The organism is Amycolatopsis sp. N2S4-7 (genome assembly GCF_058119595.1).
This window is the reverse complement of the sequence record NZ_CP172299.1, coordinates 6,689,728-6,715,159: the sequence shown is the minus strand read 5'-3', so window position 1 is coordinate 6,715,159 and position 25,432 is coordinate 6,689,728. Positions and strand designations below refer to the sequence as shown.

The 25,432-nt window shown below is 72.6% G+C and carries 24 protein-coding genes and 1 other RNA gene; 8 read left to right on the top strand and 17 right to left on the bottom strand.

Going from position 1 to position 25,432, the window contains the following annotated elements:
• Window positions 1-123: 123 nt before the first annotated feature.
• Window positions 124-2,334: a DNA polymerase III subunit gamma and tau gene (locus ACH54P_RS31790; RefSeq protein ID WP_489907003.1), complete on the bottom strand. Its 2,211-nt coding sequence runs from the start codon at window positions 2,332-2,334 to the stop codon at window positions 124-126.
• 125 nt (window positions 2,335-2,459) lie between these two features.
• Between ACH54P_RS31790 and ACH54P_RS31785 the strand changes: the two genes are divergently transcribed.
• Complete coding sequence (locus tag ACH54P_RS31785) at window positions 2,460-3,284, top strand: spermidine synthase (RefSeq protein WP_489907002.1); 825 nt, start codon at window positions 2,460-2,462, stop codon at window positions 3,282-3,284.
• A gap of 171 nt (window positions 3,285-3,455) precedes the next feature.
• Here the strand turns inward: ACH54P_RS31785 and ffs are convergent.
• The 12 genes from ffs to ACH54P_RS31725 all read right to left on the bottom strand — a co-directional run bounded on the left by ffs (window position 3,456) and on the right by ACH54P_RS31725 (window position 15,479).
• Window positions 3,456-3,550, bottom strand: an RNA gene (gene ffs / locus ACH54P_RS31780) — signal recognition particle sRNA small type.
• A 46-nt stretch (window positions 3,551-3,596) separates the two neighbouring features.
• On the bottom strand, window positions 3,597-4,196 hold the full coding sequence (locus ACH54P_RS31775; RefSeq protein WP_489907001.1) for a GTP-binding protein: 600 nt from the start codon (window positions 4,194-4,196) through the stop codon (window positions 3,597-3,599).
• Window positions 4,174-4,527 (bottom strand): DUF742 domain-containing protein, encoded by a 354-nt coding sequence (locus tag ACH54P_RS31770; protein WP_020642116.1) that lies wholly within the window; start codon window positions 4,525-4,527, stop codon window positions 4,174-4,176. The genes ACH54P_RS31775 and ACH54P_RS31770 overlap by 23 nt, the downstream gene beginning before the upstream one ends.
• Window positions 4,528-4,549: 22 nt before the next feature.
• Window positions 4,550-4,984 carry a roadblock/LC7 domain-containing protein gene (locus ACH54P_RS31765; RefSeq protein WP_465441701.1) on the bottom strand — a complete coding sequence of 145 codons (435 nt, stop codon included), beginning with the start codon at window positions 4,982-4,984 and terminating at the stop codon, window positions 4,550-4,552.
• Entirely contained in the window at window positions 4,981-7,767 is a 2,787-nt protein-coding gene (locus tag ACH54P_RS31760) for a sensor histidine kinase (protein ID WP_489907000.1), read from the bottom strand. Before ACH54P_RS31760 ends, ACH54P_RS31765 begins: the two co-directional genes overlap by 4 nt.
• 25 nt (window positions 7,768-7,792) lie before the next feature.
• Window positions 7,793-8,581: an ABC transporter ATP-binding protein gene (locus ACH54P_RS31755; protein WP_489906999.1), complete on the bottom strand. Its 789-nt coding sequence runs from the start codon at window positions 8,579-8,581 to the stop codon at window positions 7,793-7,795.
• Window positions 8,578-9,528, bottom strand: coding sequence for an ABC transporter permease (locus tag ACH54P_RS31750; RefSeq protein WP_489906998.1), 951 nt, complete (start codon window positions 9,526-9,528; stop codon window positions 8,578-8,580). Before ACH54P_RS31750 ends, ACH54P_RS31755 begins: the two co-directional genes overlap by 4 nt.
• On the bottom strand, window positions 9,525-10,538 hold the full coding sequence (locus ACH54P_RS31745; RefSeq protein WP_489906997.1) for an ABC transporter substrate-binding protein: 1,014 nt from the start codon (window positions 10,536-10,538) through the stop codon (window positions 9,525-9,527). Before ACH54P_RS31745 ends, ACH54P_RS31750 begins: the two co-directional genes overlap by 4 nt.
• A 338-nt stretch (window positions 10,539-10,876) precedes the next feature.
• The gene (locus ACH54P_RS31740; protein ID WP_489906996.1) at window positions 10,877-11,071 is read right to left on the bottom strand and encodes a hypothetical protein; all 195 of its coding nucleotides are present in this window, start codon (window positions 11,069-11,071) and stop codon (window positions 10,877-10,879) included.
• Between the two features lie 177 nt (window positions 11,072-11,248).
• A complete protein-coding gene (locus tag ACH54P_RS31735; protein ID WP_489906995.1) occupies window positions 11,249-13,144 on the bottom strand; it encodes an ArnT family glycosyltransferase in 1,896 nt (631 codons plus the stop codon).
• A 78-nt stretch (window positions 13,145-13,222) separates the two neighbouring features.
• Window positions 13,223-14,752, bottom strand: a complete 1,530-nt coding sequence (locus ACH54P_RS31730; protein WP_489906994.1) for a sensor histidine kinase — start codon at window positions 14,750-14,752, stop codon at window positions 13,223-13,225.
• On the bottom strand, window positions 14,730-15,479 hold the full coding sequence (locus ACH54P_RS31725; RefSeq protein ID WP_086845625.1) for a response regulator transcription factor: 750 nt from the start codon (window positions 15,477-15,479) through the stop codon (window positions 14,730-14,732). Before ACH54P_RS31725 ends, ACH54P_RS31730 begins: the two co-directional genes overlap by 23 nt.
• Before the next feature lie 167 nt (window positions 15,480-15,646).
• On the opposite strand from ACH54P_RS31725, the gene ACH54P_RS31720 reads away from it, so the two are divergent.
• From ACH54P_RS31720 to ACH54P_RS31705, 4 genes are all read left to right on the top strand, one after another.
• Window positions 15,647-16,291 carry a hypothetical protein gene (locus tag ACH54P_RS31720; protein ID WP_489906993.1) on the top strand — a complete coding sequence of 215 codons (645 nt, stop codon included), beginning with the start codon at window positions 15,647-15,649 and terminating at the stop codon, window positions 16,289-16,291.
• Between the two features lie 219 nt (window positions 16,292-16,510).
• On the top strand, window positions 16,511-17,665 hold the full coding sequence (locus tag ACH54P_RS31715; protein WP_489906992.1) for a sensor histidine kinase: 1,155 nt from the start codon (window positions 16,511-16,513) through the stop codon (window positions 17,663-17,665).
• Window positions 17,662-18,327: a response regulator gene (locus ACH54P_RS31710; protein WP_489906991.1), complete on the top strand. Its 666-nt coding sequence runs from the start codon at window positions 17,662-17,664 to the stop codon at window positions 18,325-18,327. The genes ACH54P_RS31715 and ACH54P_RS31710 overlap by 4 nt, the downstream gene beginning before the upstream one ends.
• Window positions 18,328-18,336: 9 nt before the next feature.
• Window positions 18,337-18,534: a hypothetical protein gene (locus ACH54P_RS31705; protein WP_489906990.1), complete on the top strand. Its 198-nt coding sequence runs from the start codon at window positions 18,337-18,339 to the stop codon at window positions 18,532-18,534.
• On the opposite strand, the gene ACH54P_RS31700 is transcribed toward ACH54P_RS31705, so the two are convergent.
• Window positions 18,524-18,964 carry a nitroreductase family deazaflavin-dependent oxidoreductase gene (locus ACH54P_RS31700; protein ID WP_489906989.1) on the bottom strand — a complete coding sequence of 147 codons (441 nt, stop codon included), beginning with the start codon at window positions 18,962-18,964 and terminating at the stop codon, window positions 18,524-18,526. The genes ACH54P_RS31705 and ACH54P_RS31700 overlap by 11 nt on opposite strands.
• Before the next feature lie 126 nt (window positions 18,965-19,090).
• Between ACH54P_RS31700 and ACH54P_RS31695 the strand changes: the two genes are divergently transcribed.
• Together ACH54P_RS31695 and ACH54P_RS31690 are read left to right on the top strand one after the other, a co-directional pair.
• Window positions 19,091-19,762: a TetR/AcrR family transcriptional regulator gene (locus ACH54P_RS31695; protein ID WP_489906988.1), complete on the top strand. Its 672-nt coding sequence runs from the start codon at window positions 19,091-19,093 to the stop codon at window positions 19,760-19,762.
• Between the two features lie 46 nt (window positions 19,763-19,808).
• Window positions 19,809-21,332: a 3-hydroxyacyl-CoA dehydrogenase gene (locus ACH54P_RS31690; protein WP_489906987.1), complete on the top strand. Its 1,524-nt coding sequence runs from the start codon at window positions 19,809-19,811 to the stop codon at window positions 21,330-21,332.
• A gap of 67 nt (window positions 21,333-21,399) precedes the next feature.
• Here the strand turns inward: ACH54P_RS31690 and ACH54P_RS31685 are convergent, their stop codons facing one another.
• Window positions 21,400-22,044, bottom strand: coding sequence for a L,D-transpeptidase (locus ACH54P_RS31685; protein WP_489906986.1), 645 nt, complete (start codon window positions 22,042-22,044; stop codon window positions 21,400-21,402).
• Between the two features lie 240 nt (window positions 22,045-22,284).
• Here ACH54P_RS31685 and ACH54P_RS31680 point away from each other — a divergent pair, with 240 nt between their 5' ends.
• Window positions 22,285-22,794, top strand: coding sequence for a hypothetical protein (locus tag ACH54P_RS31680; RefSeq protein ID WP_489906985.1), 510 nt, complete (start codon window positions 22,285-22,287; stop codon window positions 22,792-22,794).
• Here ACH54P_RS31680 and ACH54P_RS31675 read toward each other — a convergent pair.
• Window positions 22,784-23,674 (bottom strand): serine/threonine-protein kinase, encoded by an 891-nt coding sequence (locus ACH54P_RS31675; RefSeq protein WP_489906984.1) that lies wholly within the window; start codon window positions 23,672-23,674, stop codon window positions 22,784-22,786. The genes ACH54P_RS31680 and ACH54P_RS31675 overlap by 11 nt on opposite strands.
• 8 nt (window positions 23,675-23,682) lie before the next feature.
• Window positions 23,683-25,374 carry an HsdM family class I SAM-dependent methyltransferase gene (locus tag ACH54P_RS31670; RefSeq protein ID WP_489906983.1) on the bottom strand — a complete coding sequence of 564 codons (1,692 nt, stop codon included), beginning with the start codon at window positions 25,372-25,374 and terminating at the stop codon, window positions 23,683-23,685.
• Between the last annotated feature and the right edge of the window lie 58 nt (window positions 25,375-25,432).

Sequence of the window (25,432 nt, the reverse complement as noted above, 5' to 3'; positions counted from 1 at the left end):
CGTGCCTGGCCGATCGGCTCGCGTGCCTGGCCGGTCGGGTTCGCGTACCTGGGCAGTCGGGTCGCGAGCCGACCCTCTCGGTACGTCGGCCGACCGTCTGGGTAGGGGAGGCGACCCGTGCGGTCAGTCCAGCGGGCGAGCGCCCAGGTGCTCGGAGAGCAGCTTGCGGGCCAGCTCGTCCGGGTCCTTGTCCGGCGGCGGTGGGGGCGGCGGCGGGGCGGGGCTGGCGTCCTCGTTGTAGAGGTCTTCGTCGTCCTCGTCGGACGGCTCCGGGGGCAGCGGGATGTCCGGCTCGCTCGTCGTGACGCGGGGCCGGGCGGGCGCCGCCGGGGGCGTGGGGCGGGTCGCCGGTTCGGCGGGCGCCGCGGGGGTGGCCGCCGGCGCTGTCGCCGACTGGCGGGTGAACGACCGCTCCGGTGCGGGCGCCGCCTGCTGCGGACGGGCGGCGGGCGCGGCCGGGGCGTTGCCGTGGACGCAGCGGACCTGCCAGTCGCCGCCTAGGACGTCGGTCAGCGCGCCCGCGATCTTGCGCGCGTTGTCCTGGTCAGACAGGCGCCGGGCCAGCGGCTCGGACTTGTGGGTCAGCGTCAGGGCGTTGCCGTCGACGCTCGCCACCGTGGCCTGGGTCAGCATCGCCTCGAGGCTGCGGCCGCCGGTGAACTTGCGCAACGCGGTCATCAGCTGCGGCCAGATGTTCCGGATCGCGGCGGCGTCCATCCCGCCCGCCGCCGGAGCTTCCTGGGCCGCCGGCGCGGCTGCAGCGGCCGGGGCGGGCGTGCCGCCGCCGGGAGTGCGCGGAGCGCTCCAACCGCCGTCCGCGGAGGCTGCGGCCGGGGCGGGCGTGCCGCCGCCGGGAGTGCGCGGAGCGCTCCAACCGCCGTCCGCGGAGGCCGCGGCGGGTGCCGACGCGGCCGGGGCAGGTGCCGACGCGGGGGCGGGCTCGCCGCCAGGGGTGCGTGTGGTCCCCCAGCCGCTTTCCGTCGACGGGGCGGCAGGCGCGGCGGGGGCACTGGCCTCCACGGGCGCAGGACTCGGAGCGGGCCGCGCCGGGGGCTTGACCGGCTCGGGGACCGGCGCCGGGCCGGTCCCGGGCGCACGTTGCGACGGCCGGGAGAACTCCCGCTCCGGCGCTCCCCGCACCGGCGGCTCGACGCCACCCTCGACGGCGCCGCCGGCCAGGGTCGCGCGGCGCTCCAGCCGTTCGATCCGGGCCAGCAGCGCCTTTTCCGCCTCGGTGACCGAAGGCAGCAGCATCCGCGCGCACAGCAGCTCGAGCACGAGCCGCGGCGACGTCGCGCCGCGCATCTCCAGGAGTCCATTGTGGACGATGTCGGCGTAGCGCGAGAGCGTGCCGAGGCCGATCCGCTCGGCCTGCGCGACCATCCGCGCCAGCTCCTCTTCCGGCGCCGACACCAGCCCGCCCGCGGACTCCGGCACCGCGCGCAGCAGCACCAGGTCGCGCAGCCGGTCGAGCAGGTCGGTCGCGAACCGGCGGGGGTCGTGCCCGGCGTCGGTGAGCTTCTCGACCGTGCCGAACACCGTGGCGGCGTCTTCGGTCGAGAGCGCGTCGACCATGTCGTCGATCAGCGCGACGTCGGTGACGCCCAGCAGCGAGACCGCGCGGCTGTAGCTGACGCCTTCGGGCCCGGCGCCGGCGAGCAGCTGGTCGAGCACCGACTGCGTGTCACGCGCCGACCCGCCGCCGGCCCGGATGACCAGCGGGTACACCGCGGGCTCGACCTCGACGCCCTCGGCGGCGACGTTGCGCTCCAGCAGGTCGCGCATCGCGCGCGGCGGGATCAGCCGGAACGGGTAGTGGTGCGTGCGCGAGCGGATGGTGGTGAGCACCTTGTCCGGCTCGGTGGTCGCGAAGATGAAGATGACGTGTTCCGGCGGCTCTTCCACGATCTTCAGCAGGGCGTTGAAGCCCTGCGTGGTGACCATGTGCGCCTCGTCGATGATGAACACGCGGTAGCGCGACTCCGCGGGGGCGTAGAACGCCTTGTCGCGCAGCTCGCGGGCGTCGTCGACACCACCGTGACTGGCGGCGTCGAGCTCCGTGACGTCGACGCTGCCCGAGCCTTCGGGGGCGAGCGCGCGGCACGAGTTGCACTTGCCGCACGGGTCGGGCGTCGGGCCTTCGACGCAGTTCAGCGAGCGCGCCATGATGCGCGCGCTCGACGTCTTGCCGCAGCCGCGGGGGCCGGAGAACAGGTAGGCATGGTTGATCCGCCCGGCGGACAACGCCGTGCGGAGGGGTTCGGTCACATGCTCCTGACCGACTACCTCGGCGAACGTCGCCGGACGGTACTTGCGGTACAGCGCGAGAGCCACGCCCGTGAATCTACCGCGACGCGACGCGTCTCCGTTGAGGGCGGTGGTGGGGGCACGGATGGAGTACCGGGGTCGACCGACAACTAGGCTCGGCGGTCGTGGGGCGTGCGCGAAACAGTGGTCCGGTGCCCGGGCGGTACCCGGTGCGGTTCGGGACGGCGGAGCTGCTCCGGGACGCCGACGGCGGCAACGCCTGGCTCGTGTCCGTGGACGGCGTCGCCCAGTCGTACGTCGACCTCGACGACCCGCTCAACCTGGAGTTCGACTACGTCCGGCGGTTCGGGGACGTGGTGGACCACCTGCCGCCGGGCCCGCTGGACGCGCTGCACATCGGCGGCGCGGCGTGCACGCTGCCCCGGTACGTGGCGGCGAGGCGCCCGGGGTCGCGGCAGCTGGTGTTCGACGCCGACGCCGAGCTGGTCGACCTGGTCCGCACCGAGCTGGGGCTGCGGGTGCCGGGCCTGCGGGTCCGGGTGACGGACGGCCGCGCCGGCCTGGCGACCCGCCGGGAGGATTCGGCGGACCTGGTGGTGGTCGACGCGTTCGAGCGGGCGTCACTGGCCGGCGGCCTGGCCACGCTGGAGGCGACGCGCGCGATGGCGGCCATCCTGAGGACCCCGGGCACGTACCTGGCGAACATCACCGACGGCTCGGGTCTCCCGTTCGCCCGCCGTTTCCTGGCGACGCTGCGGGAGGTGTTCCCGGAGGTCCTGGTGCTGGCGGACCCGGCGGTGCTGAAGGGCCGCCGTTTCGGCAACCTGGTGTTCGCGGCCTCGACAGCGGACCTCCCGACGGCCGAGATCGCCCAGCGCACGGCCTCGGCGGCGTTCCGGGCAAGGTGCGTGTACGGCGAGGAGCTGCGAAAACTGGCGGGAAGCGCGGCACCGCTCACGGACGAGGACCTGCCGCCGTCGCCGCAGCCCCCGGAAGACGTGCTGGGCGTGTTTTAGGCATGAGCACCGAGGCCCACGGCAGGCCGCCCAGCTGGCGCGAGGGGGCCGCGGCAGAGCTCGCAGGTCGCGAGAGAGGCACCGTGGGGGTCCGGGGGCTCGGCCCCCGGGCAAGAGGACGAAGTCGAAGCCCCGGCGAGAGGGCGAAGCCCGAAGAGCCGGAGGCAGAGACGAAGGGGACCCCGCGCACCCGTCAGAGCCTGCTTATCCTTGCTGCCTTCCGGCCCTGGGGAGGTTCACAGGGTGGACGCCGCGCGGGGTCCGTGGATCAGTGTAGCCACCGAGAACTCCCGGTGACCCAGCGGGCCCCGCTCAGGCTCCCGCGCCCGCCTGGGCCCGGGCCTTCTTGAACGTGTTGTGCAGGACCGCCAGCAGGGCGTCGCGCACCGAAAGCTTCTGCCGTGCGTCGAACGTGATCAGGGGGACGTCTTCGCTCACCGCCAGTGCCCAGCGGATATCCTCCAGGTTGTGGCCGAGCGATCCGTCGAACATGTTGACCGCCACCACGAACGGCAGGCCCGCGTTCTCGAAGTAGTCGACCGCCGGGTAGCAGTCGTCCATGCGGCGGGTGTCCACGATCACCAGTGCGCCCAGTGCCCCGTGGACCAGGTCCTGCCACATGAAACCGAAGCGGTCCTGGCCGGGGGTGCCGAACAGGTACAGCTTGACCTCGTCGTCGATCGTGATGCAGCCGAAGTCGAGGGCCACCGTCGTCGTGGTCTTGGCCGGGACGTGGCCGGTGCTGTCCACCGATGCGGCCACCGACGTGATCGCGGCTTCGGTCGTCAGCGGCTTGATCTCCGAGATGGACGACACGGCCGTCGTCTTGCCCACGCCGAAGCCGCCCGCGATCACGATCTTGACCGGGGCCGGCGGACGGGCGCCCGGTTCAGTGAATGGCTTCGAGTCCACGAATGACCCTTTCGATCATGCCGAGGTCGTGCGAGTTGTGGTTCCCGGGCCGCCGGACGACGACGTAGCCCAGCTCGGCCAGGTCGGCGACGAGCACGCGGGCGACGCCGATGTGGAGGCCGAGCATGGCGGCCACCTCGGCGACCGACATCGTGTTCCGGCAGAGCGAAACGATTTCCTGCCGTTCGAAGGTGAGCTTCGGGTGCGACGCCGCGCCGAGGCGTGACGTCATGACCTGGGCCTCGATCTCGAGGCTCTGGTCGACCGGCTGGGCGCGTCCCGAGGTCATCAGGTACGGCCGCAGCAGTGAGATGTCCGGTTCTTCGGTCATCGCCGTGCCCTCCCTCCGGCCGTCACATGCCGACCGTGTTCTTCAGCTCCTCGATGAGCCCCGGCGTCAGGACTTCGGTGGCGCGGTTGGCGAACATCGCCATCTCGTAGGCGATCGTGCCGAGGCTGGCCTGCTTGTTGGCGAGGACGCCCAGCGAGCAGCCGATGCTGATCGTGCAGACCAGCAGGTACCCGTGCTCGAGCTCGATGATCACCTTGTCGGGCGAGCCGAGCGGGTGGCTTTCGGAGACGCCGTGGGCGAGGCCGAGCATGGCGGAGGAGATCGCGGCGAGTCGGTCGGCGTTGGAGCGCTCGAGCTCCGACGACACCGCGATCAGCAGGCCGTCGGCCGAGACCGCGATGGCGGCTATCGCGCCCGCGGTGTGCTGCGCGAAGCGGCTCACCAGCCAGTTGAAGTTCTGGGCTTCGACACTGACACCAGGTGCGGGGATGCTCATTTCCTGCTCTCTTCTCCTCGTTCCATCACACGACCGGCGACCACGCCTTGGGGCGGGCTGTCTGCCGTAACCACGTCCGCCTTGGCGAGGCCGGCGGCGAACGCGTCGAACGCCGCTCGCTCGGCCGCCGGGTCCCGCCGGGGGCGGTTGGCGACGGCTCGGGCGATCGGCCGCCCCGCGGGCTGCTGGCGCAGGCCGGGGGCGAGCTGGGCACCGGGGACGCGGCGGATCAGGCCGTCCCGCGACTGCGGGATGGCCGGGATCGGCGCGGAGTCGGTGGTGCGAGCGGGGGCCGGCGGCGGCGCGTCCGCGGGGACGCGCACCGGGAGACGCGGGGGCGCCGGCACGGGTTCGGTCACGACGGTGGGCGGCGCGGACGGCGGGTCGGTCGTCATCGCGCCGACCTCGGCGGCCTTCGCGAAGGCGCTCTGGAACCCGTCCATGGCGGCCTTTGTCGCTTCGGGGTCGTGGCGGGGTTTGCCGTCCTCCACCGGCGCCGACGTACCCGGGCTGGGCAGCTGCGCGCCGCGGACGCGGCGGCGCAGGCCGCCCCGGGTCTCGCCCACCGGCTCGGGGGCGGGTTCTTCGGCCGGCTTGACGTCGGGTTCGGCGTCCGGCCACACCGGTTCCAGCTGGCGGAACCAGCGGAACCCGTTGCCACGGGCGGTGCCGAGCAGTGCCGGGATCGCCGGCATCGGCAGCTCGGTCGGTGCGTCGGGGGCCGGATCGGGGGCGTACTCCCGCCACTCCTCCACAGTGGACAGTGCGGCCGGCTCCGCGGGCGCCGCGTGCCGCGGGCGCGGCGGGGCGATCGCGGGCGCGGCCTGCGCCGGGATCACCGGCGCCGGTTCGGCCTTCGGCAGCTGCGCGGCGCGGTGGCTGAACAGCGACGGCGGGATGGTCAGCCGCGCGGTCACGCCGCCGGTGGTCGGCGTCGCGAGCAGCTCGACGCCGAGGTCGTGGCGCCGCGCCAGGCGGCCGACCACGAACAGGCCGAGCACGCTGGTCGGCGCGAGCTCCAGGCGTTCGCGTTCGACGAGCCGCTTGTTCTCCTCGGCCATCTTCTCCGCGGTCATGCCGATGCCGTGGTCGACGATGCTGACCAGGCAGGAGCCGTCGGTGAGGAACATCGTGTCCACGTCGACCATCGAACCCGGCGGCGAGAACGACGTCGCGTTCTCCAGCAGCTCGGCGAACACGAGCACCAGGTCGGCGCCGAGGGCCGACGACAACAGGATCTCCGCGACGACGCCGAGCTTGACCCGCTGGTAGTCCTCGATCTCGGCGAGCGCCGAGCGCAGGGCGGTCGACAGCTCGATCGGCCCGGCGATGCGGGTCTCGTCGCGGGTGCCGGACACCACGAGCAGGTTGTCGGCGTTGCGGCGCAGGCGGGTGGAGAGGTGGTCGAGCCGGTAGAGGCTGGCCAGCAGCCGGGTGTCCTGCTCGTTGCGCTCGACCTCGTCGATCAGGGCGAGCTGGCGGCCGACGAGGTTCTGCGTGCGCTTCGCGACGTTCGCGAACATCAGGCTGGTGTTGCGCCGGGTGAGCGCCTGCCGCTCGACCAGCTCGGCCGCGGTGGTCTGGACCCGGTTGAACGCGGCGGCGAGCTTGCCGAGCTCGTCGCCGGAGACGACGTCGATGGTGGCCAGCCGCGGGACCTGCTCCTCGGCCTCCTCGGTGTCGGTCACGCGGACGAGCTCGGTGCCGGCGAGGTCGGCGACCGACGTCGCCGCGGTGGTCAGCTGGCGCAGCGGGCCGGCGATCGAGCGGGACACCGCGACGGCGAGGAAGGCGACCAGCAGGAACAGCGCGCCCGCGCCGATGCCGACCGTCCACGCCAGCTCCGTCGCGCTGTCGGCCCGCTCGGTGGCGGAGTCGGCGATCTCGGTGATCGCCCGCTCCTGCACGAGCTTCCGTTGGCCCGCATGGGCGTCCGCGGCGGCGAGCACGTCCGAGACGTACTGCGTGGTGCCCGCCGCGTCACGCGGGTTGCCGATCTGGGCGGCGAGGTCGTCGACGCGCCGGCCGGCGTCACTCTGCTCGATCCGGACGACCTGGGCGGCCCGCGCGCTGTCGTCGCCGTCGTCGCCCTGCTGGACGAACCGGTCGATGAAGATCGGCGCCTGCTGGGTCGCGTCGTCCAGGATGGACCGGCCGGCCTCCGGCGACACGGCGGTCACGATGAGGGCCATGGCGCGCAGCGAGTTCTCTTCGTTCGCCCGCAGCAGCGCGTCCAGCGCCGTCAGCTCCCGGGTGCCCTCGGCGTCGCTGGTGAGCTGCGGGACCAGGCGCAGGGAGTCGATCACCGCGTCGATCACGGCGTGGTAGGTCCGGGCCACGCTGTCGAGCGCGACGCCGCGGCGGGCGGCGTTCTCACGCAGCTCGCCGAGCGAGCCGATCCGGGTCAGCGCCGCGGAAAGCTCGTCGGGGGCGTCGGGCCCCAGCGAACCGCGGACTTCGGCGATCGTCGCGTCGACCACCTTGCGCTGCTGGAGCATCGGGTCGGGGCTCGCCGACGGCGTCGCCACGAACGCGCCCGTCAGCAGCCGCTCGCGCTGCAGCTGCCACATCAACCCGCCGAGCTGCTGGGCGTGCCGCGCGACCGCGGCCGACTGCGCCGCCGCACCGGCGCTCCCGGCCTGCGTCAGCACGAACGGCACCGACACCAGCACCACCGCGACCAGCGGGGGCAGGAGCAGCAGGTTCAGCTTGCCGCGAATGCCGAGCCGAGCGAGGAATCCTCCGCGCTCCGCCCGTTTCGCGGTCGACCTGCCGTGCCTCATCCCGCCACCTTCCCGTCGTCCGTTCTCACTCGACCGCGGCCACCCGGCTCACGTGGCCGCGGTGCTGCTCGCGGACCAGGTCCTCGATCCGGGCGCGCAGCGCGAGGAACTGCGGTTCGCGCTTCACCGCCAGGTCCCGCTCGGCGGGCAGGGTCACCTCGACGTCGGCCGCGATCCGGCCGGGGTCGGAGGCGAGCACCACGACCCGGCCGCCCAGGAACACCGCTTCTTCGACGTCGTGGGTGACCATCAGCACCGTGGTGCCCGTGTCGGCCCAGACCTGGCGGATCAGCACTTGCATGTCCTCTTTGGTCTGGACGTCCAGCGCGCCGAAGGGTTCGTCGAGGAGCAGGACTTCCGGCTCGCCCGCCAAGGCCCGCGCGATCGCGACGCGCTGTTTCTGGCCGCCGGAAAGCTGCTTCGGCAGTGACCGCCGCACGGCCTCGAGCCCGGTCTCGGCGAGGTACCAGTCGACGCGCTTGGCGCGCTCGGCGGCGTCGATCGCCAGCAGCTCGAGTCCGAACGCGACGTTCTTCTCGACGCTTCGCCACGGGTAGAGCGCGCCGGACTGGAAGACCAGCCCGCGGTCCGGGCCGGGGCCGGTCACCGGCACGCCGTCGAGCACGATCTCGCCCTCGGTCGGCCGGCTGAGCCCGGCGACCAGCGACAACAGCGTCGACTTGCCCGAGCCGCTCGCGCCGACGACGCAGACGAACTCGCCGCGCAGCACCTCGAGGTCGACGCCGTCGAGGGCGCGCGTCACCTTGCCGCGGACGCTGTAGTCCTTGGCCACGTTCCGCAGTTCCAGCGTCATGCCGCCCACTTCCCGACGCTCGTGCGCAGCAGGCGCAGCAGGACGTCGATCGTCAGCCCGGCGATCCCGATGACCACGAGCACCGCGAAGATCTTGTCCGTCTGCAGGAACCGCTGCGCGCGGACGATCCGGTAGCCGAGGCCCGCCGAGGAGTTGATCAGCTCGGCGACGACCACGAAGTTCCACGCCGCGGCGGCGTTGACGCGGATCGCGTCGATCATGCCGGGCAGCGAGTGCGGCACGACGATCTTGCGCAGCACCTCGCCGCGGCGCGCGCCGAGCGTGTAGGAGACGTCGATGAGCGAGCTGGGCACGCCGCGGACGACGTCGGCGGTCATCAGCGTGTTGAAGAAGACCGTCCCGATGAAGAGGATGGCGATCTTCGACGGCTCGCCGAGGCCGAGCCAGATGATCAGCAGCGGGATGAACGCGCTGGCCGGCAGGTAGCGCAGCAGCCCGATGAGCGGCTCGAAGAACGCCTGCCCGGCGGTGAAGGTGCCCATCAGGATGCCGAGCGGCACGGAGATCAGCACGGCGAGGCCGAAGCCTTCGAGCACCCGCTGGGTCGTCGCCCAGAGGTCGTCGAAGAGCTCGCCGGTGCCCGCCATGTCGATCCCGGCCTTGAGCACCGCGGCCGGGGACGGCAGGAACGTCGCGTCGACGACGCCGCTGACGCTCAGCACGACCCACGCGAGGAACGGGATCGCGAACGACAGCACCGCCAGCGTCCAGCGGGCCGAGGCGGAAATCGGCGCGCGCAAGGAGAAAAGCGGCGAAGCGGACGGCTTCAGGCCGGCCCGGCGGGGCAGCGGCGACCAGTCCGGTCGTCCGCCGCCCGCCCGGCGTGCCTCCTGCTGCTCCGCGAGCCGCTGCTCGGCTTCCAGCGCCTCGGCGGCCCGCGCGTCCGCCGAGGTCGCCGGGCTGGTGCGCTGGGTCGGACCGGTCACTGGGGGGCGGCCTTCACGAACTGGTCGTCGAACAGGCCGTCGAGCGACGGCCGCTGCTGCGCGAGCCCGGTGCCGACGATGAAGTCGATGATCTTGTTCGCCTGGAAGTCGAGGTGCTGCGCGGTGACGCCCGGGGTGAACGCGTCGATGTTCTGCTGGCGCGTGAAGATCGTGGTGCCGGCGTCGTAGGACTTGTAGTCGGCGTCGGTGACGCCACCGCGCTTGGCCATGATCTTCACGGCCGCGTCCTTGTTGTTCTTGATCCAGGTCAGTGTCTCGAACCAGGTGTTGACCAGCGCCTGGACGTCCTTCGGGTGGTCCTTGACCAGCTTCTGCGACGTGACCAGGTGGTCCGGGATGGCGCCGGGGAACTCCGCCGACGACGAGATCGCGCGGCTGCCCGGGCGCTCGAGGGCCTTCGAGGTGAACGGCGCGAACGCGGCGACGGCGTCGACCTGGCCGCCGGCGAACGCGGCGGCCGCGGCGTCGGTCGGGAGGTTGACCAGCTGGATGTCCTTTTCGGTCAGCTTCGCCGCCTGCAGCGCGAGGAGCAGCAGGTAGTGGTCGACCGCGCCCTGCTCGACGGCGACCTTCTTGCCCCGGAGGTCGGCGACGCTGGTGATCCCGTCGCGCGCGATGATCTTGTCGTTGCCGGTGGAGTTGTCGTTCACCAGCACGATGGACAGCTTCGCGCCGCCGGAGACCGACGACAGCGTGTCGTTCAGGGTCTGGCTGTTGGCGTCGATGGCGCCGCTGGAGAGCGCGTTGATGCTGTCGGTGTAGTTGTCGAAGTACTTGAGGTCGACGTTCACGCCGTTCTTGGCGAACAGGCCCTGCTCCTGCGCCACCTGCCAGGGGAACCAGCCCGGCCAGGCGCTGAACCCGAGGGTGATCTTGCTGCCGCTGCCGGACGCCGAGCTGTCGCTGCACCCCGAGAGCGCGGTGACCCCGGCGAGGGTCAGCAAGGTCAGGAGCACCGTCAGGAGACGGGGGCGGGGACGGGAAATCACAACGAACTCCAGGATGCGGGGGAAGTGGAGTGGTGCCGTACCTAAAGGGGGAAAACGGTGCTCGGGGCTACAGATGGTCACGACGAGGAGGCGGTTCGGGTCGAGCTGCGCCACCGCGCACGGTCATCGCTGCTCTCTTCCGGCCGCACCTGATCGGGTCATCGCGAGAGAACGCGGACAGGGAGCACTACACCCAGTGAAAACCCAGCACTCAACGCACCGGATCAGCCACCCCTTGTCCCTCTCCCGGCGGAGAGCCTAGCGAGTAGCACAAGATCCCCACAACGCCCCAGCACTGCATCCGAACGAGTGACCCTCAGCCGGGCCAACCAGCAACATCAGGGCTCTTCAAGATCAAGTTCGGGGCGTTTTCTGTCGGCCGCCCGGCCAATTTGATCGACATCCCGTGCGTCCATCGCGTGCAACTGCACGCGTGATAGTCCCTCGTCGTTACCGCCGTGCCGTGGAGTATCGAGATCATCACCGACCGCTACGAACCGGGTCCGAACAATCGTTCGGAAAATGTCGGTCACTGGAACTCGAATCGAACACGTGTCCGCATCCGCGCGATACCGCAGGCGTCCGGAATCCGCCAAATGATTCGCAAGTGTTAACGCGGCGGAAACAATTCGGCCGATTCCGGACTCGGTGCTGGAGTGCCTCGGGCGGAATTCACCCACGGCACCGTCCGCACGGCCCATCACATTAGGTCAACTGAGCGGTTTCGTCAGGTCGTAAACGGTCGTGCCCCCGACACCGACCGGCGCGAAGTTCTGCTCGACCCAGGTCTGGATCTCGCCGGAGGTCCCCCGGCCGCCCCCGAAGCCGCCGCGCCCGCCGGCGACGTAGTAGCGGATGTCGCCGTCGGTGACGTACTGCTCGAACTGACGCAGCGTCGGTGCCGGGTCACTGCCGCTGAAGCCGCCGATCGCGAGCACCGGCCGCCCGCTCGCCAACGCGAGCCCCGCCGACTGCATCGCACCGCTCTGCGCCGCGGCCCACTTCGTCGTCGTGTTCTTCAGCAGGTCGATCACGGCGGCGTCGGTCTCGCCCGCGCCGAAGCCGCGGGCCCCGCCACCGAAGCCGCGTCCACTCGCGACGGCCGGGCCGGACGACGGGGTCCCGCCGGAGTGCGCGGTCGCCGCCGTCGCCAGCGTGAACGACGTCGTCCCGAGCAACGCGCCGCACAGGGCGAGCACGGCGACGACCGGGCCCAGCCTGCGGAAGCGGTCGGCGCCGAAGAGCAGCGCCAGCACCGCGGCCGCGCTGAGCACGAGGAGGGTGTAGCGGATCCACGGCTGCCAGTCCGGCGTCCGCGCGAGCAGCACGAAGCCCCAGACGGCGGTCACCGCGACCATGACGGCGAGCACCGCGCGCGCGGCGAAGTTCGCGCGGCCGCGCCAGAGCTCCCGCGCGGAGATGCCCAGCGTGCCGGCGATCCCGGGAGCCAGCGCGACCGTGTAGTACGGGTGGATGATGCCGCTCATGTAGCTGAACACCAACGCGGTGACGACCAGCCAGCCGCCCCACAGCAGCAGCGCCGCCCGCGTCCGGTCGGTGCGGGGCGTGCGCCGCGTGAACCACAGCCCGGCGACCAGCCCGATCACCGCGGCCGGCAGCAGCCACGACGCCTCGCCGCCGAACTCGCCGCTGAACAGCCGCGTCAGGCCAGTCTCACCGCCGAATCCGCCACCGAAGCCGCCGCGCGCCGCGCCCGTGGGCAGCTCCATCCCGGCCGGCGGGGTGACCGCGCCACCGCCGCCCCCGCGGCCTTCGCCGAAGATCCGGCCGAGGCCGTTGTAGCCGAAGGCCAGTTCCAGCACGGTGTTGTCCGTCGAACCGCTGATGTACGGCCGGTCCGCGACCGGCCACAGCGCGACGGCGACGATCCACCAGCCCGCCGAGACGAGCACCGCGCCCGCGGCGGCGAACAGCTGGCCGAGCCGGCGCCCGGGCGACGTCGGCGCCGCGACGGCGTACGCCAGCACGAACGCGGGCAGGACCAGGAACGCCTGCAGCATCTTGTCGAGGAAGCCGAACCCGATCGCGACCCCGGCCAGCACCAGCCACTTCGTGCTCGCGTGCTCCAGCGCGCGCACGACGCAGTACGCGCCGGCGACGAGCAGCAGCACGAGGAAGGCGTCGGGGTTGTCGTAGCGGAACATGAGCGCGGCGACCGGCGTCAGCGCGAGCCCGGCCCCGGCCAGCAACCCGGCGCCCGGCCCGGAAAGCCGCCGCACGGCGAGGTACAGCAGGCCCACCGACGCGACGCCGGCGAGCGCGTTCGGCACCAGCAGGCTCCAGCTCGAGAAGCCGAAGAGCCGCCCGGACAACCCCATGATCCACAGCGAGAACGGCGGCTTGTCGACGGTGACGACGTTGCCCGGATCGAGCGAACCGAAGAACAACGCCTTCCAGCTCCACGTGCCCGCTTGCGCGGCCATCGCGTAGAAGTCGTTGGCCCAGCCCGTTTTCGCCAGGTCCCACAGGTAGAGCACCCCGGTGCCGAGCAGCAGCGCGGCCACGGAAGGCCTGATCCAGCGCGGTTTCCGGGCAGCCTCGGGCGCGGGCAGCGCGTGGGCGGGCGCCGGCAGGGTGGTCGTCATGCCGCCCACCGTGTCGGCGCCGCATGTGGTGAACTTGTGCCGAAGCTGTGAGCGCGCTGTGCATCGACCCCGATCGGGTCACTCCGGCGCCGGGGCCTCCGGGAACGTGATCTCGAACTCCGTCCGCCCCGGACGGCTGGCCACCCCGACCCGGCCGCCGTGCGCGCCGGCCACCGCGGCCACGATCGCGAGCCCGAGCCCGGTGCTCCCCGCCGCGCGCGAACGCGAGTTGTCGCCGCGGGCGAAGCGCTCGAAGATGTCCGGCAGGATCTCCTGCGGGATCCCCGGCCCGTCGTCCGCCACGCGGAGCCGGACCACTCCGTCCGAAGTGGACAGAGTGGTCGTCACCGTGGTGCCCGCCGGGGTGTGCGTGCGCGCGTTGGCCAGGACGTTGATCACCACCTGGTGCAGCTGGCCCGCGTCGCCGAGGACGCCGATCGGCTCGCCGGGGACGTCCATCAGCCACTTGTGGCCCGGGCCCGCGACGTGCGCGTCCGCGACCGCGTCGGCCACCAGCCGGCACAGGTCCACCCACTCGTGCACCACCGGGCGCCCGGAGTCGAGGCGTGCGAGCAGCAGCAGGTCCTCCACCAGCGTCGTCATCCGGCGTGACTCGGATTCGACGCGGCTCATCGCGAACGCGACGTCCGGCGGCACCTGCTCGCCGCTGCGGCGGGTGAGCTCCGCGTAGCCGCGGATCGCCGCCAGCGGCGTGCGCAGCTCGTGGCTCGCGTCGGCGACGAACTGGCGGACCCGGTTCTCGCTCGCGTGCCGCGCGGTCAGCGCGTTGGCGACGTGCTGCAGCATCCGGTTCAGCGCCGAGCCGACCTTGCCGACCTCGGTGTTCGGGTCGGTGTCGGCCTCCGGAACGCGTTCGGACAACGCCACTTCGCCGCGGTCCAGCGGCAGCTCGGACACCCGCGTCGCGGTCGCGGCCAGCCGGTCGAGCGGCTGCATCGTGCGGCGGATCGTCGCCGCGCCGACCGCGCCCGCCACGAGGATCCCGGCGAGCGCGACCCCGCCGAGGATGAACCCGAGCCGCCAGAGCGTCTCGTTGACGTCCTTCAGCGGCAGGCCGATGACCGTGCGCTCGCCGCCGGCAGCCGCGGTCGACAGGACGCGGTACTCGCCGAGGCTGCCGCCGAGGTCGACGGTGTGGGACTTGCCGTCGGCCGGCAGCCCGAGCAGTGTCGTCACCTGCTCGCGGGTGATCGGTTTGAGCGGTGGCCTCTTCTTGCCCTGCCCGGTGCCGGTGGTGACGGTCCCGGCGGCGGAGTCCAGGACGCTCGCCCGGATCACCCCGCCGGCCACGGTGACCGCGAGCGTGCCGTCGCCCTGCCCGAGCACCCGCAGCGGGTCGGGCGGTGGCGTGTCGCCGTACACCCAGGGCGGGGGTTCCCCGGGGTGCTTGCCGCGGTCGTTCGCCGCGGTGAGCCGCTTGTCCTGCTGGCCGACGAGGAACTCGCTCAGCGCGAACTCCGTGACCACGCCGACCACCAGGCACACCAGCGCGAGCAGCGCGGCGAGCTGGACGATCAGCCGCCGCCGCAGCGACCACGGCCGCTGCGCCCGGAACCGCCGCCGCTCAGCCCGCTGGCTTGAGGACATACCCGGCGCCCCGCATGGTGTGGATCATCGGCTCGCGGTCGGCGTCGATCTTCTTGCGCAGGTAGGAGATGTAGAGCTCGACGATGTTCGCCTGACCGCCGAAGTCGTAGCTCCAGACGCGGTCCAGGATCTGGGCCTTCGACAGCACCCGCTTCGGGTTGCGCATGAGGTAGCGCAGCAGCTCGAACTCGGTCGCGGTCAGCGGCACGAGGTCGCCGCCGCGGTGCACCTCGCGGCTGTCCTCGTCCAGGGTGAGGTCGCCGACAACCAGCTGCGAACCGCTCGCGCCGGTCACCCCGCCCGCCCGGCGCAGCAGCGCGCGCAGGCGCAGCGCGACCTCTTCGAGGCTGAACGGCTTGGTGACGTAGTCGTCGCCGCCCGCGGTGAGGCCGGCGATGCGGTCCTCGACCGCGTCCTTCGCCGTCAGGAACAGCACCGGCAGGTTCGGCGCCTCGGAACGCATCCGGCGCAGCACCTCCAGGCCGCTGAAGTCGGGGAGCATGACGTCGAGGACGACGGCGTCGGGGCGGAAGTCGCGCGCGATCCGGACGGCCTCCGTGCCGTCGCCCGCGCTGCGCACCTCCCAACCCTCCATCCGCAGGGCCATCGACACGAGCTCGGCCAGCGTCGCCTCGTCGTCGACGACGAGGACCCGCACCGGGCTCCCGTCGGCGCGGCGCAGGTCGGCCTTGCCGGGGCCGGGTGACGTGGCGTTCATAGCGGTCATGGTGCCACCTTCCCGGCTCGCGATCGGTGTTCGCTGTGCGGCCGCTGTGCGTTTCCTGTGAACATCGCTCGTTCGAGGCACAGCGCCCGCTGACGCCTCGCACAGCTCAAACACAGACGGCGCGGTGAACCTGGGCGGGACCAGTGTGGGTACGACCGGAGGACACGATGACGACCCCGAACACCCCGCCCGAAGGCGGACCGGCCCCCGCCACCGACCCCGCCTGGGGCGCACCGGCCCCGGCGAACTGGGGCGACCCCGCGGCGGCCGCGCCCAAGAAGGGCTGGTCCGGCAAGAAGACGGCGATCGCGGCCGGCATCGCCGTGGTGATCGCGGCCGGCGGCGGCGCGGCGATCTGGGCCGGCACCAGCAGCGCCGACAACGCGGCCCAACAGGGCCCCGGCGGCTTCGGCGGCCCGGGCGGCGGCCAGTTCCGCGGCCAGGGCATGCCGGGCGGCGGCTTCGGCGGCGGGATGGCGGCCATGCGGGACGCGCTCCACGGCGACTTCGTCGTGGCGAACCCGAACGGCGGCTACACGACCGAGCGCCTCCAGACCGGCGACGTCACCGAGCTGAGCGCGACGTCGGTGACGCTGACCAGCAAGGACGGCTACAAGCAGACGTACACGATCAACTCGTCGACCCAGAAGACGGGCGACGTGAAGACGGGCGACACGAACATCACGGTGGTGGCCACAGTGGAGGGCCAGACGGCCACGGCGACCTCGCTGGGCAAGGGCTTCGAGGCGGGCCAGCGCCAGCCGGGCCAGCGCCGCAACGGCGGCGGTTACTCGGCCCGCCCGACCAGCTGACCAAGGGCGCTAAGCAACAGCCCCCCATGCGGCGCTGTTGCGTCCAGCGCAGCCCACGCGGCGTTCGGTGCAATCCGCGCACCCAACGCCGCGTGGGGGCGGTCGGGCCGCACCCCCTCTGAACCCACCTCCCAGGGAACGCCCCGGTGCCGCGACCCCTCCCGCCGCATCGGGGCGTTCCCACCCCTCCTGCCCGCCCGTTAGGGCAGAGTTGCGGGTGTGCAGGACATCAGGGGGTCACTGAGGCGGCAGTCGCTGCTGGTCGCCCTCGTCTGCGTCGCCGGGGACGCCGCTCTCTTCACCATCCGCGGCCCGCTCGGCGAGGCCGGCTGGCGGGCCTGGGTCGTGCTGCTCGGCGGCATCGCCGTCAACGCCGCCCTGGCCGGGGCCGCGCGCTACTCCGGCTGGGTGGCGCTCGCGCACGCCCTCCTCTACGCCGGCGCGCCGCTGCTCCTCTGCACCTGCCAGGGGTACGTCACCGGCAACAACGCCGGCATCCTCATCGCCGGTTACCGGGCCGGGGCCTGGCTGCGGCCGAGACCCGCCGTGCTCGCCCTCGGCGCGCTGCTCGCCGGCGTCACCGTCGGCTGCATCGAAGGCGGCGGCCGGACGGCGGCCGACTGGCGGCTGGTCGTGGTCAACGTCGGCGTGTCCGCGTTGCTGCCGTGGCTGGTCGGCCGGTACACGACGGCCCGGCGCGCCTACATCGCCGACCTCGAGCGCGAAGCGGACGAACGCCGCCAGCACGAAGAAGAAGCCGTGAGGAGAGCCGTCACCGAAGAGCGCACGACGATCGCGCGCGACCTCCACGACGTCATCTCCCACCACGTCAGCGCCATCGGCGTGCACGCCGGCGCGGCCCGGCTCGGGCTGCCCGACGGCGACTCGCCGGTGCGGAAGTCCCTCGGCGCGGTCGAGTCCGCGAGCCGCTCGGCGATGGCCGACCTGCGCCGGCTCCTCGACCTCCTGCACGCCGAAAACACCGTCGCCCAACCCGGTCTCGACAACCTCGGCGAGCTGGTCGAGACCGTCCGCGCCGCCGGCCTGCCCACCCGGCTGACCCTTCGCGGCGAGCCTCGCGAACTGCCGGGCTCGCTCGACGTCGCCCTGTACCGGATCGCGCAGGAGGCCCTGACCAACGCGCTGCGCCACGGCAAGGGCCCGGTCGAGGTCGAACTAAACCACGGCCGCACCGAAGTCGTGCTCACGGTGACGAACGGCCTGCACCCCGGCCGGACCCCGGCGAGCGAGCACGCCCACCGCGGCCTGGCGGGGATCCGCCAGCGCGTCACCCTGTTCGGCGGTCAGGTTTCCTACGGCGAGACCGGCGAGCGGTGGCAGCTGCGCACGACCTTCCCGGTGGAGAGCACATGATCCGCGTCCTGCTGGCCGACAACCACGCGATGTTCCGGTCCGGGATGCGCGCGCTGCTCGACACCCAGCCCGACTTCACCTGCGTCGGCGAAGCGTCCGACGGCCGCGAAGCCGTCGCCGAGACCGCGCGCCTGCGCCCCGACGTCGCGGTCATCGACGTCCGGATGCCCCGCCTCGACGGCCTCGCCGCGACCGAGGCGATCCTCGCCGCGCCGGGCAACGACACCCGCGTCCTCGTGCTGACGACCTACGACGCCGACGAGTACGTCTACCGCGCGCTGCGGGCCGGCGCGAGCGGGTTCCTGCTGAAGAGCCTGGCGCCGGAGGAGCTGGTCGCGGCGATGCGGGTGGCGGCGCGCGGGGACGCGCTGATCGACCCGTCGGTGACGCGGCGGCTGGTCGCGAAGTTCGCCGCGGTGCTCGAGCCGGTGGCCGCCGAACCCCCCGAGCTGGCCCGGCTCACCTCCCGCGAACGCGAAGTGCTGCTCCTGATCGCCAACGCCTGCAGCAACGCCGAGATCGCGCGGCAGCTGCACGTCGGCGAGGAGACCGTCAAGACGCACGTGTCGCGGGTGCTTTCGAAGCTCGGTCTGCCCGACCGCGTGCACGCCGTCGTCTACGCCTACCGGCACAACCTCGTCCCGGGCGACCGGTCTGCTTAGACTGGGCCGATGAGGCGGTGGATCACCTTCGCGGTCGGGGTCGTGCTCGTGCTCGTCGGCGCCGTCTGGGTGCTGCAGGGCATCGGGGTCATCACCGGCAGTTTCATGACCGGCCAGAAGCTGTGGTTCCTGATCGGGCTCGCCGCGTTCCTGGTCGGGGTGGTCCTGGTCGCGGCGAACCTGACGCGGCGCAAACCTACTTCGTGAAGATCTCGAAGATCGGGTAGCCCGGCGCGATTTCGCGCAGCTTCTCGTCCGAGGCCTTGGCGTCGACGCCGTCGAAGAACACGCCGACCTCGAACTTCCAGCGCTTGAGGTAGGCGCGCAGGATGCCCGGCTTCTCGTCGTCGCCCAGCTCGCGGAAGGTGAACACCTCGACGCGGCGCCCGACGCGCAGCGAGCCCTGGCCGGCGGCGCGCAGGTTGCGCACCCACTGCGTCTCGCCGCGCGGGGCGACGAGGTAGCGGACGCCGTCGACGGTCAGCAGGTTGACCGGGACCGAGCGCGGCTCCCCGCTCTTGCGCCCGACGACGGTCAGCACCCGGCTGCCCCAGACGCTCACGCCCAGCTTCGTCAGCTTGGCGACAACCTCGTTGAAGACGCTGGTCGACTTGCCGGGCTCGATGTAGCGGGTCATGGTGTCCTCCGAAGTTTGGGAGAGCAGTGCTCTCGGTTAAGAGCAGTGAACACCTCTGCGAGCACTGCTGTCAAGAGCACTGCTCTCTATTTTGTGCACCGCTCTGTTCGTGGCACACTGGCCGCCATGACCGCGACCCGGACCGCGCGTGAACGAGCCCGCGCCGAACTCACCCAGGAGATCAAGGACGAGGCCCGCCGCCAGCTCGCCGAGGTCGGCGCGCACGGGCTGTCGCTGCGCGCCGTGGCCCGCGAACTGGGCATGGTGTCGTCCGCGCTGTACCGCTACTTCCCGAGCCGCGACCGGCTGCTGACCGACCTGATCGTCGACGCCTACAACGCGATCGGCGAGGCGGCCGAGGCCGCGGACCCCGGCACGGGCGCCCCGCGCGAGCGCTGGCTGGCGATCTGGCACGCGACGCGCGACTGGGCCCGCGCGCACCCCCACGAGTACGCGCTGATCTACGGCTCGCCGATCCCCGGGTACGAGGCACCGCAGGACACCGTCGCGCCGGCGGGGCGGGTCGCGCTCGCCCTGGTCAAGGTGCTCACGCACACCGAGCTGCGGGAGGTGGACGGCGACGTCCCGCCCGAGCTGCGCGCCCAGGCCGAGACGCTGACGAAGATCCTCGGGATCGTTGCCGGCCCCGAGACGGTGGCCCGGCTGATCATGGCGTGGACCCAGCTGTTCGGCGCGATCAGCTTCGACCTGTTCGGCCAGTACGTCGGCAGCGTCGACCCGGCCGACGCGTTCTTCGCCCACACGGCGAAGCGGATGGCCGAGTTCGTCGGGCTCTAGGGCGGTACCGTCACGCGAAAGGCCAACGGCGGGAAAGGCGGGCGACGTGACGGGGTGGGCCGGGAAGGTCGGCAGGATCCGGGTGATCGGGACCGGGGTGATGGGCCGCGGGATCGTCCAGCTCGCCGCGACCGCGGGGGTGACCGTCGAGCTGGCCGACGTCCGGCGCGAGGCCGTCGGCGACGCGATCGACCACGTCGGCGCGATGGCCGACAAGCTCGCGTCGAAGGGCAAGCTCGCCGAGGACCCGCAGGCGGTCAAGGACCGGCTGGTCGCGGTGGACGCGCCCGACGCGCCCGCGGACGGCGTCGACCTCGTCGTCGAAGCCGTGCGGGAGAACCTGGCGACGAAGCGGGCGCTGTTCGCCGACCTCGAGCGTGTCTGTCCACAAGAGACGATCTTCGCGACGAACACCAGCTCGCTGTCGGTCACCGAGATCGCCGCCGAGCTGGCCGAGCCCGGGCGTCTGATCGGGCTGCACTTCTTCAACCCGGTGCCGCTGATGCGGCTGGTCGAGGTGGTCCCGGGCACGCGCACGCACGACTGGCTGCCCGGCGAAGCACTCGAGCTGGTCCGGAGCTGGGGCCACGAGCCGGTGCTCGCGAAGGACGCGCCCGGGTTCCTCGTCAACCACGCCGGCCGCGGCCTGAACACCGAGGCACTGCAGATCCTCGCCGAGGCGCTGGCCGAGCCGGCCGACGTCGACCGCATCGCCCGTGACGTGCTCGGCCTGAAGCTCGGCCCGTTCGAACTGCTCGACCTCACCGGTCTCGACGTCTCCCACGCCGTGCTGGAGAGCATCTGGAGCGGCTTCCACGGCGACCCGCGGCTGCGGCCGTCGTGGCTGACCCGGCCGCGCGTGGCCGCCGGCCTCTTCGGGCGCAAGAACGGTGCGGGGTTCTATTCGTACGTCGACGGGAAGCAGCAGGTCGCCGACGAGCCCACGGCGCCGCCGAAGCCGACGAGCCCGGTGTTCACCGCGGACGAGCACCTCGCCCGCGTCCTGACGTCGGCCGGCGTGCACGTGGTGTCGGACGCCTACCCGGACGCGGTCCTGCTCGTCCCCCTCTACGGCGAGTCCACAGTGGACGCCGCGGCCCGCGCCGGGCTGCCGGCCGCCCGCGTCGCCGGCGTCGACCCGCTCGGCGGCTACGAGCGGCGCCTGACGATGTCGGTGCACCCCGGCCTCGACCCCGTGGTGGGCCGCGCCGCCTGGGGTGCGCTGGCCGCGACCGGCCACCCGGTGACGGTCGTCCGCGACGGGCCGGCCCCGATCGCCCAGCGGCTGCTCGCCTCGATCGTCAACACCGCCTGCTTCATCGCGGGCCAGCACCTGGCCACGCCGTCCGACGTCGACACGGCGGTCCGCCTCGGCCTCGGCTACCCGCGCGGGCCGCTGGCCTGGGGCGACCTCGTCGGCGGCGACGTCGTGCTCCGCATCCTGAGCGGCCTGGCCGCGACCACCGGCGACCCGCGGTACCGGCCGAGCCCGTGGCTCGCCGAGCGCGTCGCCCTCGGCCTGCCGCTGACGTCGGCCGGGACGACACCCGCGGACCTGCGTTCGTCCTGAAAGGACCCGCGAACGAAAACAGGCCGCCTCCGGAATCCGGAGGCGGCCTGTGCTTCGTGGTCCCGCGTTACGGGACGACCTGGACGACGTCGCCGACGTGCAGGGTGTTGAAGAACTTCAGGGACGCGCTCGCCGACAGGTGGATGCAGCCGTGCGAGTACACCGAGAGGCTGCCGGTATGGAAGGCGTCACCCGGGTAGAAGAACACCGAGTTCGGCATCTCCGCGTTGTCGAACTCCTTCGACAGGTGCATCTTTTCCTTCGACAGCACGTGGAACGTGCCGGTCGGCGTCGCGTAGCCCTTGCGGCCCGGCAGCATCTTCACCGGCCCGTAGACCACCTTGCCGCCCTGCAGCAGCCACGCCTGGTGCGCCGAGATGTCGACGCAGGCGGCGGTGCCCGACGCCGCGGCCGCCGCCGCGCACGGGACGTCCGCGTCGCTCTCCGGCTTGGGCTTGGGCTTCGGCTTCGTCGTGGTCGGCGCCGGCTTCGACTTCGACGTGGTGGGCGTCGGCGTCGGGGTCGGCGTGGCGCTCGACGAGGTGGGCGCCGGGGTGGTGCTCGAGGTCGTCGGCGTCCCGCCGCCGGTCCCCGCCGCGGCGACGGCCCCGCCGCCCGCGTTCGGCCCGCCGGTCGCGGCGCCGCCGCCGGAGCACGCCGCCAGCACGAACGCGGTGGCCAGCGCGGCCGCTCCCGCCAGAAGCCTCTTCACGATCCGGTACCCCCAGCAACTCGATCATCTCGTGTGGACACCGATAAAGACGGCAGTCACCCGGTCGAGGTTCGTCCGGGAAGGTCACGATTGGGTAGATGATGAACTCACGGTGACGCCGAGAGCGTCTCAACCCCCGGGTTGAGGGACGGCTCCACCCGGGACCGATCCGTGCGCCGACGGGGTCGAGCCGCCGGGCGCCGAGGCTGGGAGCACCTTCGAACCGAGGAGCACCCGCCCATGTCCAGCACCGTCGCCACCGCCCTGCTCTACGTCGCTGTGGCCGGCCTCGTCCTCTACAAGGTCGTCTACCAGCAGATACGTGGCACACTGCTCAGCCGGAAGTCGCTGGTCACGATGCCGCTGATCCTCGTCGCGGTCGGCGCCTACCTGACGCTGCAGGCGCTGCCCGGCGCGTCCACGGCCGAGCTCGGTCTGCTCGCCGCCGACCTGGTCGTGCTCGCCGGGCTCGGGGTCCTGCGCAGCACCACGACCACGCTCACCGCGCGCGAAGGCACGACGTTCCAGAAGGGTTCGGCCGTCACGATCGGGCTGTGGGTGCTGACCGTCGCGGTCCGGATCGGACTGGTCGCGCTGGGTACCGCGCTCGGCGTCGCGGGTCCGCTGACCTCGGCGTCCGTCGCGCTCACGCTCGGCGTGAGCATCGCGGTGCAGAACGCGACAACCTACCGCCGCATCCAGCGCCGCGGCCTGCCGCTCGCCCAGCGGTCCCCGGCCGTCAACCGCTGACGCGGCCGAGCATCCGCGCGTACATCCGGCCCGGGCTGGGCACCGACGGCGGCACCAGGAACCCCGGCAGCGGCGGCAGCGCACCGACGAAGGCACCGAGCCGCTCGTACAGCGCGGCCGCGCCGGGCGGCCGGGCTTCGGGGTCCTTCGCCAGCATCTCGGCGAGCAGCGCGTTGAGCGGCTTCGGGACACCCGCCACCGGCGGCGGCAGCTCCTTGACCTGCCGCTCGAACACCGCGTACGCCGTCGGCCCGTCGAACAGCCGCCGTCCGGTGAGCATTTCGTGCAGCACGCAACCCAGCGCGTAAAGGTCGCTTCGCGGCTCGGCGCCGCCCCGCTGGATCTGCTCGGGAGCCATGTACGACGGCGTCCCCAGCAGCTGCCCGGCCCGCGTGAACTGCGCGGCGTCGGCTTCGCGGAGCACGGCGAGCCCGAAGTCCATCACCTTCACGCCGCCGTCGGGACCGAGCATCAGGTTGGACGGCTTGAGGTCGCGGTGGCACACCGCGAGCGCGTGGGCGGCGGTCAGCACCGCGCACGCCTGCGCCGCGATCGCCGCGGCCCACGGCACCGGCAGCGGCCCGTGCTCGGCGAGCAGGTCGGCCACCGTGACCCCGTCGACGAACTGCATGACCTGGAACAACCGGTCGTCGTGCGTGCCGTAGTCGTACAGCGTCGGCACGCCGGGGTGGTCGAGCGTCGCCAGGATCCGTGCCTCGCGAGCGAAGCGGGCTTCGAGTTCTTCGTCGCGGCCTGGCAGCCTGAGCAGCTTGATCGCCACGCGCCGGCCCAGCCTGCGGTCGTGCCCGCCGTGCACCGCACCCATCCCGCCGCGGCCGAGCGGCAGCTCGTCGAGCTCGTAGCGGTCGGCGATCAGCATCCGTTCCCCTAGTGGCCCGGCTTGAGCCGTCCTTCGACAAGTCCTGCGAAGCCTAGCCTCACCAGCTCACGGCCCGTTTCCGCCGTCTCGCGCAGGACGGCGTCGAATTCCGCGAGCCGCCGGAAGACCAGGCCGTATTCCCGCTGGACGGCGATCGGGCACCGCGGAATCCGCACCCGCCTGCTGTCGATCCGGGTCGACGCGGACGCGGCGGGCAGGTCGGCCGCGCGCAGGCAGCCGGCCAGGAAGTCCGCGTCCAGGCGGGCCGGGTCGACGCGGTACACGGTGAGCCCGGCCCCGACCGCCTCCGGTTGTCCACTGTGGACGTACGCGACGCCGGTCACCGACGCGACGACGTCACCGTCCTCGGCCACCGGGTGCTCGGCGTCCGCGCGGGCCGCGTGCTTCACCTCGACGACACCCGCCTTGACCAGCTCGCCGATCGTCGTGAACGCCGGTTCGGCGTCCGCCGCCTCGAGCGGCGGCAGCTCGGGAGCCAGTTCGGAGAACTTCCTTCGCACGGCCTGGAAGGCCTGGCCGAGGTCCTCGTCCCGGGCCCGCCGGCGGGCCGGCGTCAGGTCGACGTCGTCGTCGAGCAGGTCGATGATCCGGACGCCGGATTCCGGCCGAGCCAGGAACTCCCGCCAGCCGGCTTCCACTGTGGACAGATCGTCGCCCGCCTCGCCGAGCAGCACGGTGGACGGCGGGCGTTCGCCGGGCACCGGACGGCGCAGCAGCCAGAGGTCGGGGCCGGCCGACGTCAGCGTGACGACCGCGCGGACCGCGCCCGCGCGCAGCAGGTTGCCGCGGATGCGCTTGCCGCTGCGCCGCCCGGCCGCCGCGCCCGGCATGAGGATCGCCACCGGGCCACCGGGTTCGACGTGGGCGAGGCAGTGCTGCACCCAGGCCAGCTCCGGCTCGCCGCGCGGCGGCAGGCCGTACTCCCAGCGCTCGTCGCCGACGAGTTCGTCGTGCCCCCAGGCCCGTTCGTTGAACGGCGGATCGCACAACACGGCTTCGGCGGTCCGGCCGGCGAAGGCGTCTTCGCGCAGCGCGTCGACGGCGTAGACCTCGGCCTCGATGCCGCGCAACCGCAGCCGCAGCGCCGCGATCGACGCCGTCATCGGGTCGCTGTCCTGGCCCAGCACGGTTTTCGCGCCACTCGCCAGCGCGAGCGAGCCGAAGCCGCACGCGGGGTCGAGGATCGCCGACACCGGGCCGGTGAGCCGGGCCATCAGCTCCGCGATCGGCTCCGGCGTGGCCGACAGCCGTCGCGAATGGGCCTCGAAGTACCGGCGGCACAACAGTTCGAAGGATTCGACCGGCCCGGCCCGGTGCGTCATCTCGCTGAGCAGCGCGAGCAGCTCCGGGTCGTCGAGCTCGCTGTCGAAGGTGTCGAAGATCCCGGCCTGGAAGGCGAAGAAGACGCCGGCGCGGCTCACGCGCTCGGCCAGGTCGAGGTCGTCCCCGAGGGCGCGAAGGCGCTGCCAAGCGCGTTCCCCGGCGGTCAGCTCGAACTTCTTGCCGCGGGCGCGGAACCAGCCGGCGACGTCGGACAGGCCGAACAACGGGCTCGACGCCGTGCCGCCGACCGGCTGCGGGAAGTCCGGGTAGCGGCGGCGCCAGTTGCTCACCGCGGCCCGGCCGACGCCGGCGAGCCGGGCGATGTCGGCCGCGCTGACCGTGGCGTCGTCGTCCATGGCGAGGACTCTATCGGAGGATGCTCCATTCAGCCGAGACGGTTGTGAACTCAGTCAA

Excerpts from the sequence above, each read along its gene's own strand:
- ACH54P_RS31730 (WP_489906994.1), bottom strand. The coding sequence starts at position 14,752 with ATGTCCTCAAGCCAGCGGGCTGAGCGGCGGCGGTTCCGGGCGCAGCGG.
- ACH54P_RS31720 (WP_489906993.1), top strand. The coding sequence starts at position 15,647 with ATGACGACCCCGAACACCCCGCCCGAAGGCGGACCGGCCCCCGCCACC.
- ACH54P_RS31675 (WP_489906984.1), bottom strand. The coding sequence starts at position 23,674 with ATGCTGATCGCCGACCGCTACGAGCTCGACGAGCTGCCGCTCGGCCGC.
- ACH54P_RS31670 (WP_489906983.1), bottom strand. The coding sequence starts at position 25,374 with ATGGACGACGACGCCACGGTCAGCGCGGCCGACATCGCCCGGCTCGCC.
- ACH54P_RS31760 (WP_489907000.1), bottom strand. The coding sequence starts at position 7,767 with ATGAGGCACGGCAGGTCGACCGCGAAACGGGCGGAGCGCGGAGGATTC.
- ACH54P_RS31695 (WP_489906988.1), top strand. The coding sequence starts at position 19,091 with ATGACCGCGACCCGGACCGCGCGTGAACGAGCCCGCGCCGAACTCACC.
- ACH54P_RS31765 (WP_465441701.1), bottom strand. The coding sequence starts at position 4,984 with ATGAGCATCCCCGCACCTGGTGTCAGTGTCGAAGCCCAGAACTTCAAC.
- ACH54P_RS31755 (WP_489906999.1), bottom strand. The coding sequence starts at position 8,581 with ATGACGCTGGAACTGCGGAACGTGGCCAAGGACTACAGCGTCCGCGGC.
- ACH54P_RS31710 (WP_489906991.1), top strand. The coding sequence starts at position 17,662 with ATGATCCGCGTCCTGCTGGCCGACAACCACGCGATGTTCCGGTCCGGG.
- ACH54P_RS31770 (WP_020642116.1), bottom strand. The coding sequence starts at position 4,527 with ATGACCGAAGAACCGGACATCTCACTGCTGCGGCCGTACCTGATGACC.
- ACH54P_RS31680 (WP_489906985.1), top strand. The coding sequence starts at position 22,285 with ATGTCCAGCACCGTCGCCACCGCCCTGCTCTACGTCGCTGTGGCCGGC.
- ACH54P_RS31725 (WP_086845625.1), bottom strand. The coding sequence starts at position 15,479 with ATGACCGCTATGAACGCCACGTCACCCGGCCCCGGCAAGGCCGACCTG.
- ACH54P_RS31735 (WP_489906995.1), bottom strand. The coding sequence starts at position 13,144 with ATGACGACCACCCTGCCGGCGCCCGCCCACGCGCTGCCCGCGCCCGAG.
- ACH54P_RS31705 (WP_489906990.1), top strand. The coding sequence starts at position 18,337 with ATGAGGCGGTGGATCACCTTCGCGGTCGGGGTCGTGCTCGTGCTCGTC.
- ACH54P_RS31700 (WP_489906989.1), bottom strand. The coding sequence starts at position 18,964 with ATGACCCGCTACATCGAGCCCGGCAAGTCGACCAGCGTCTTCAACGAG.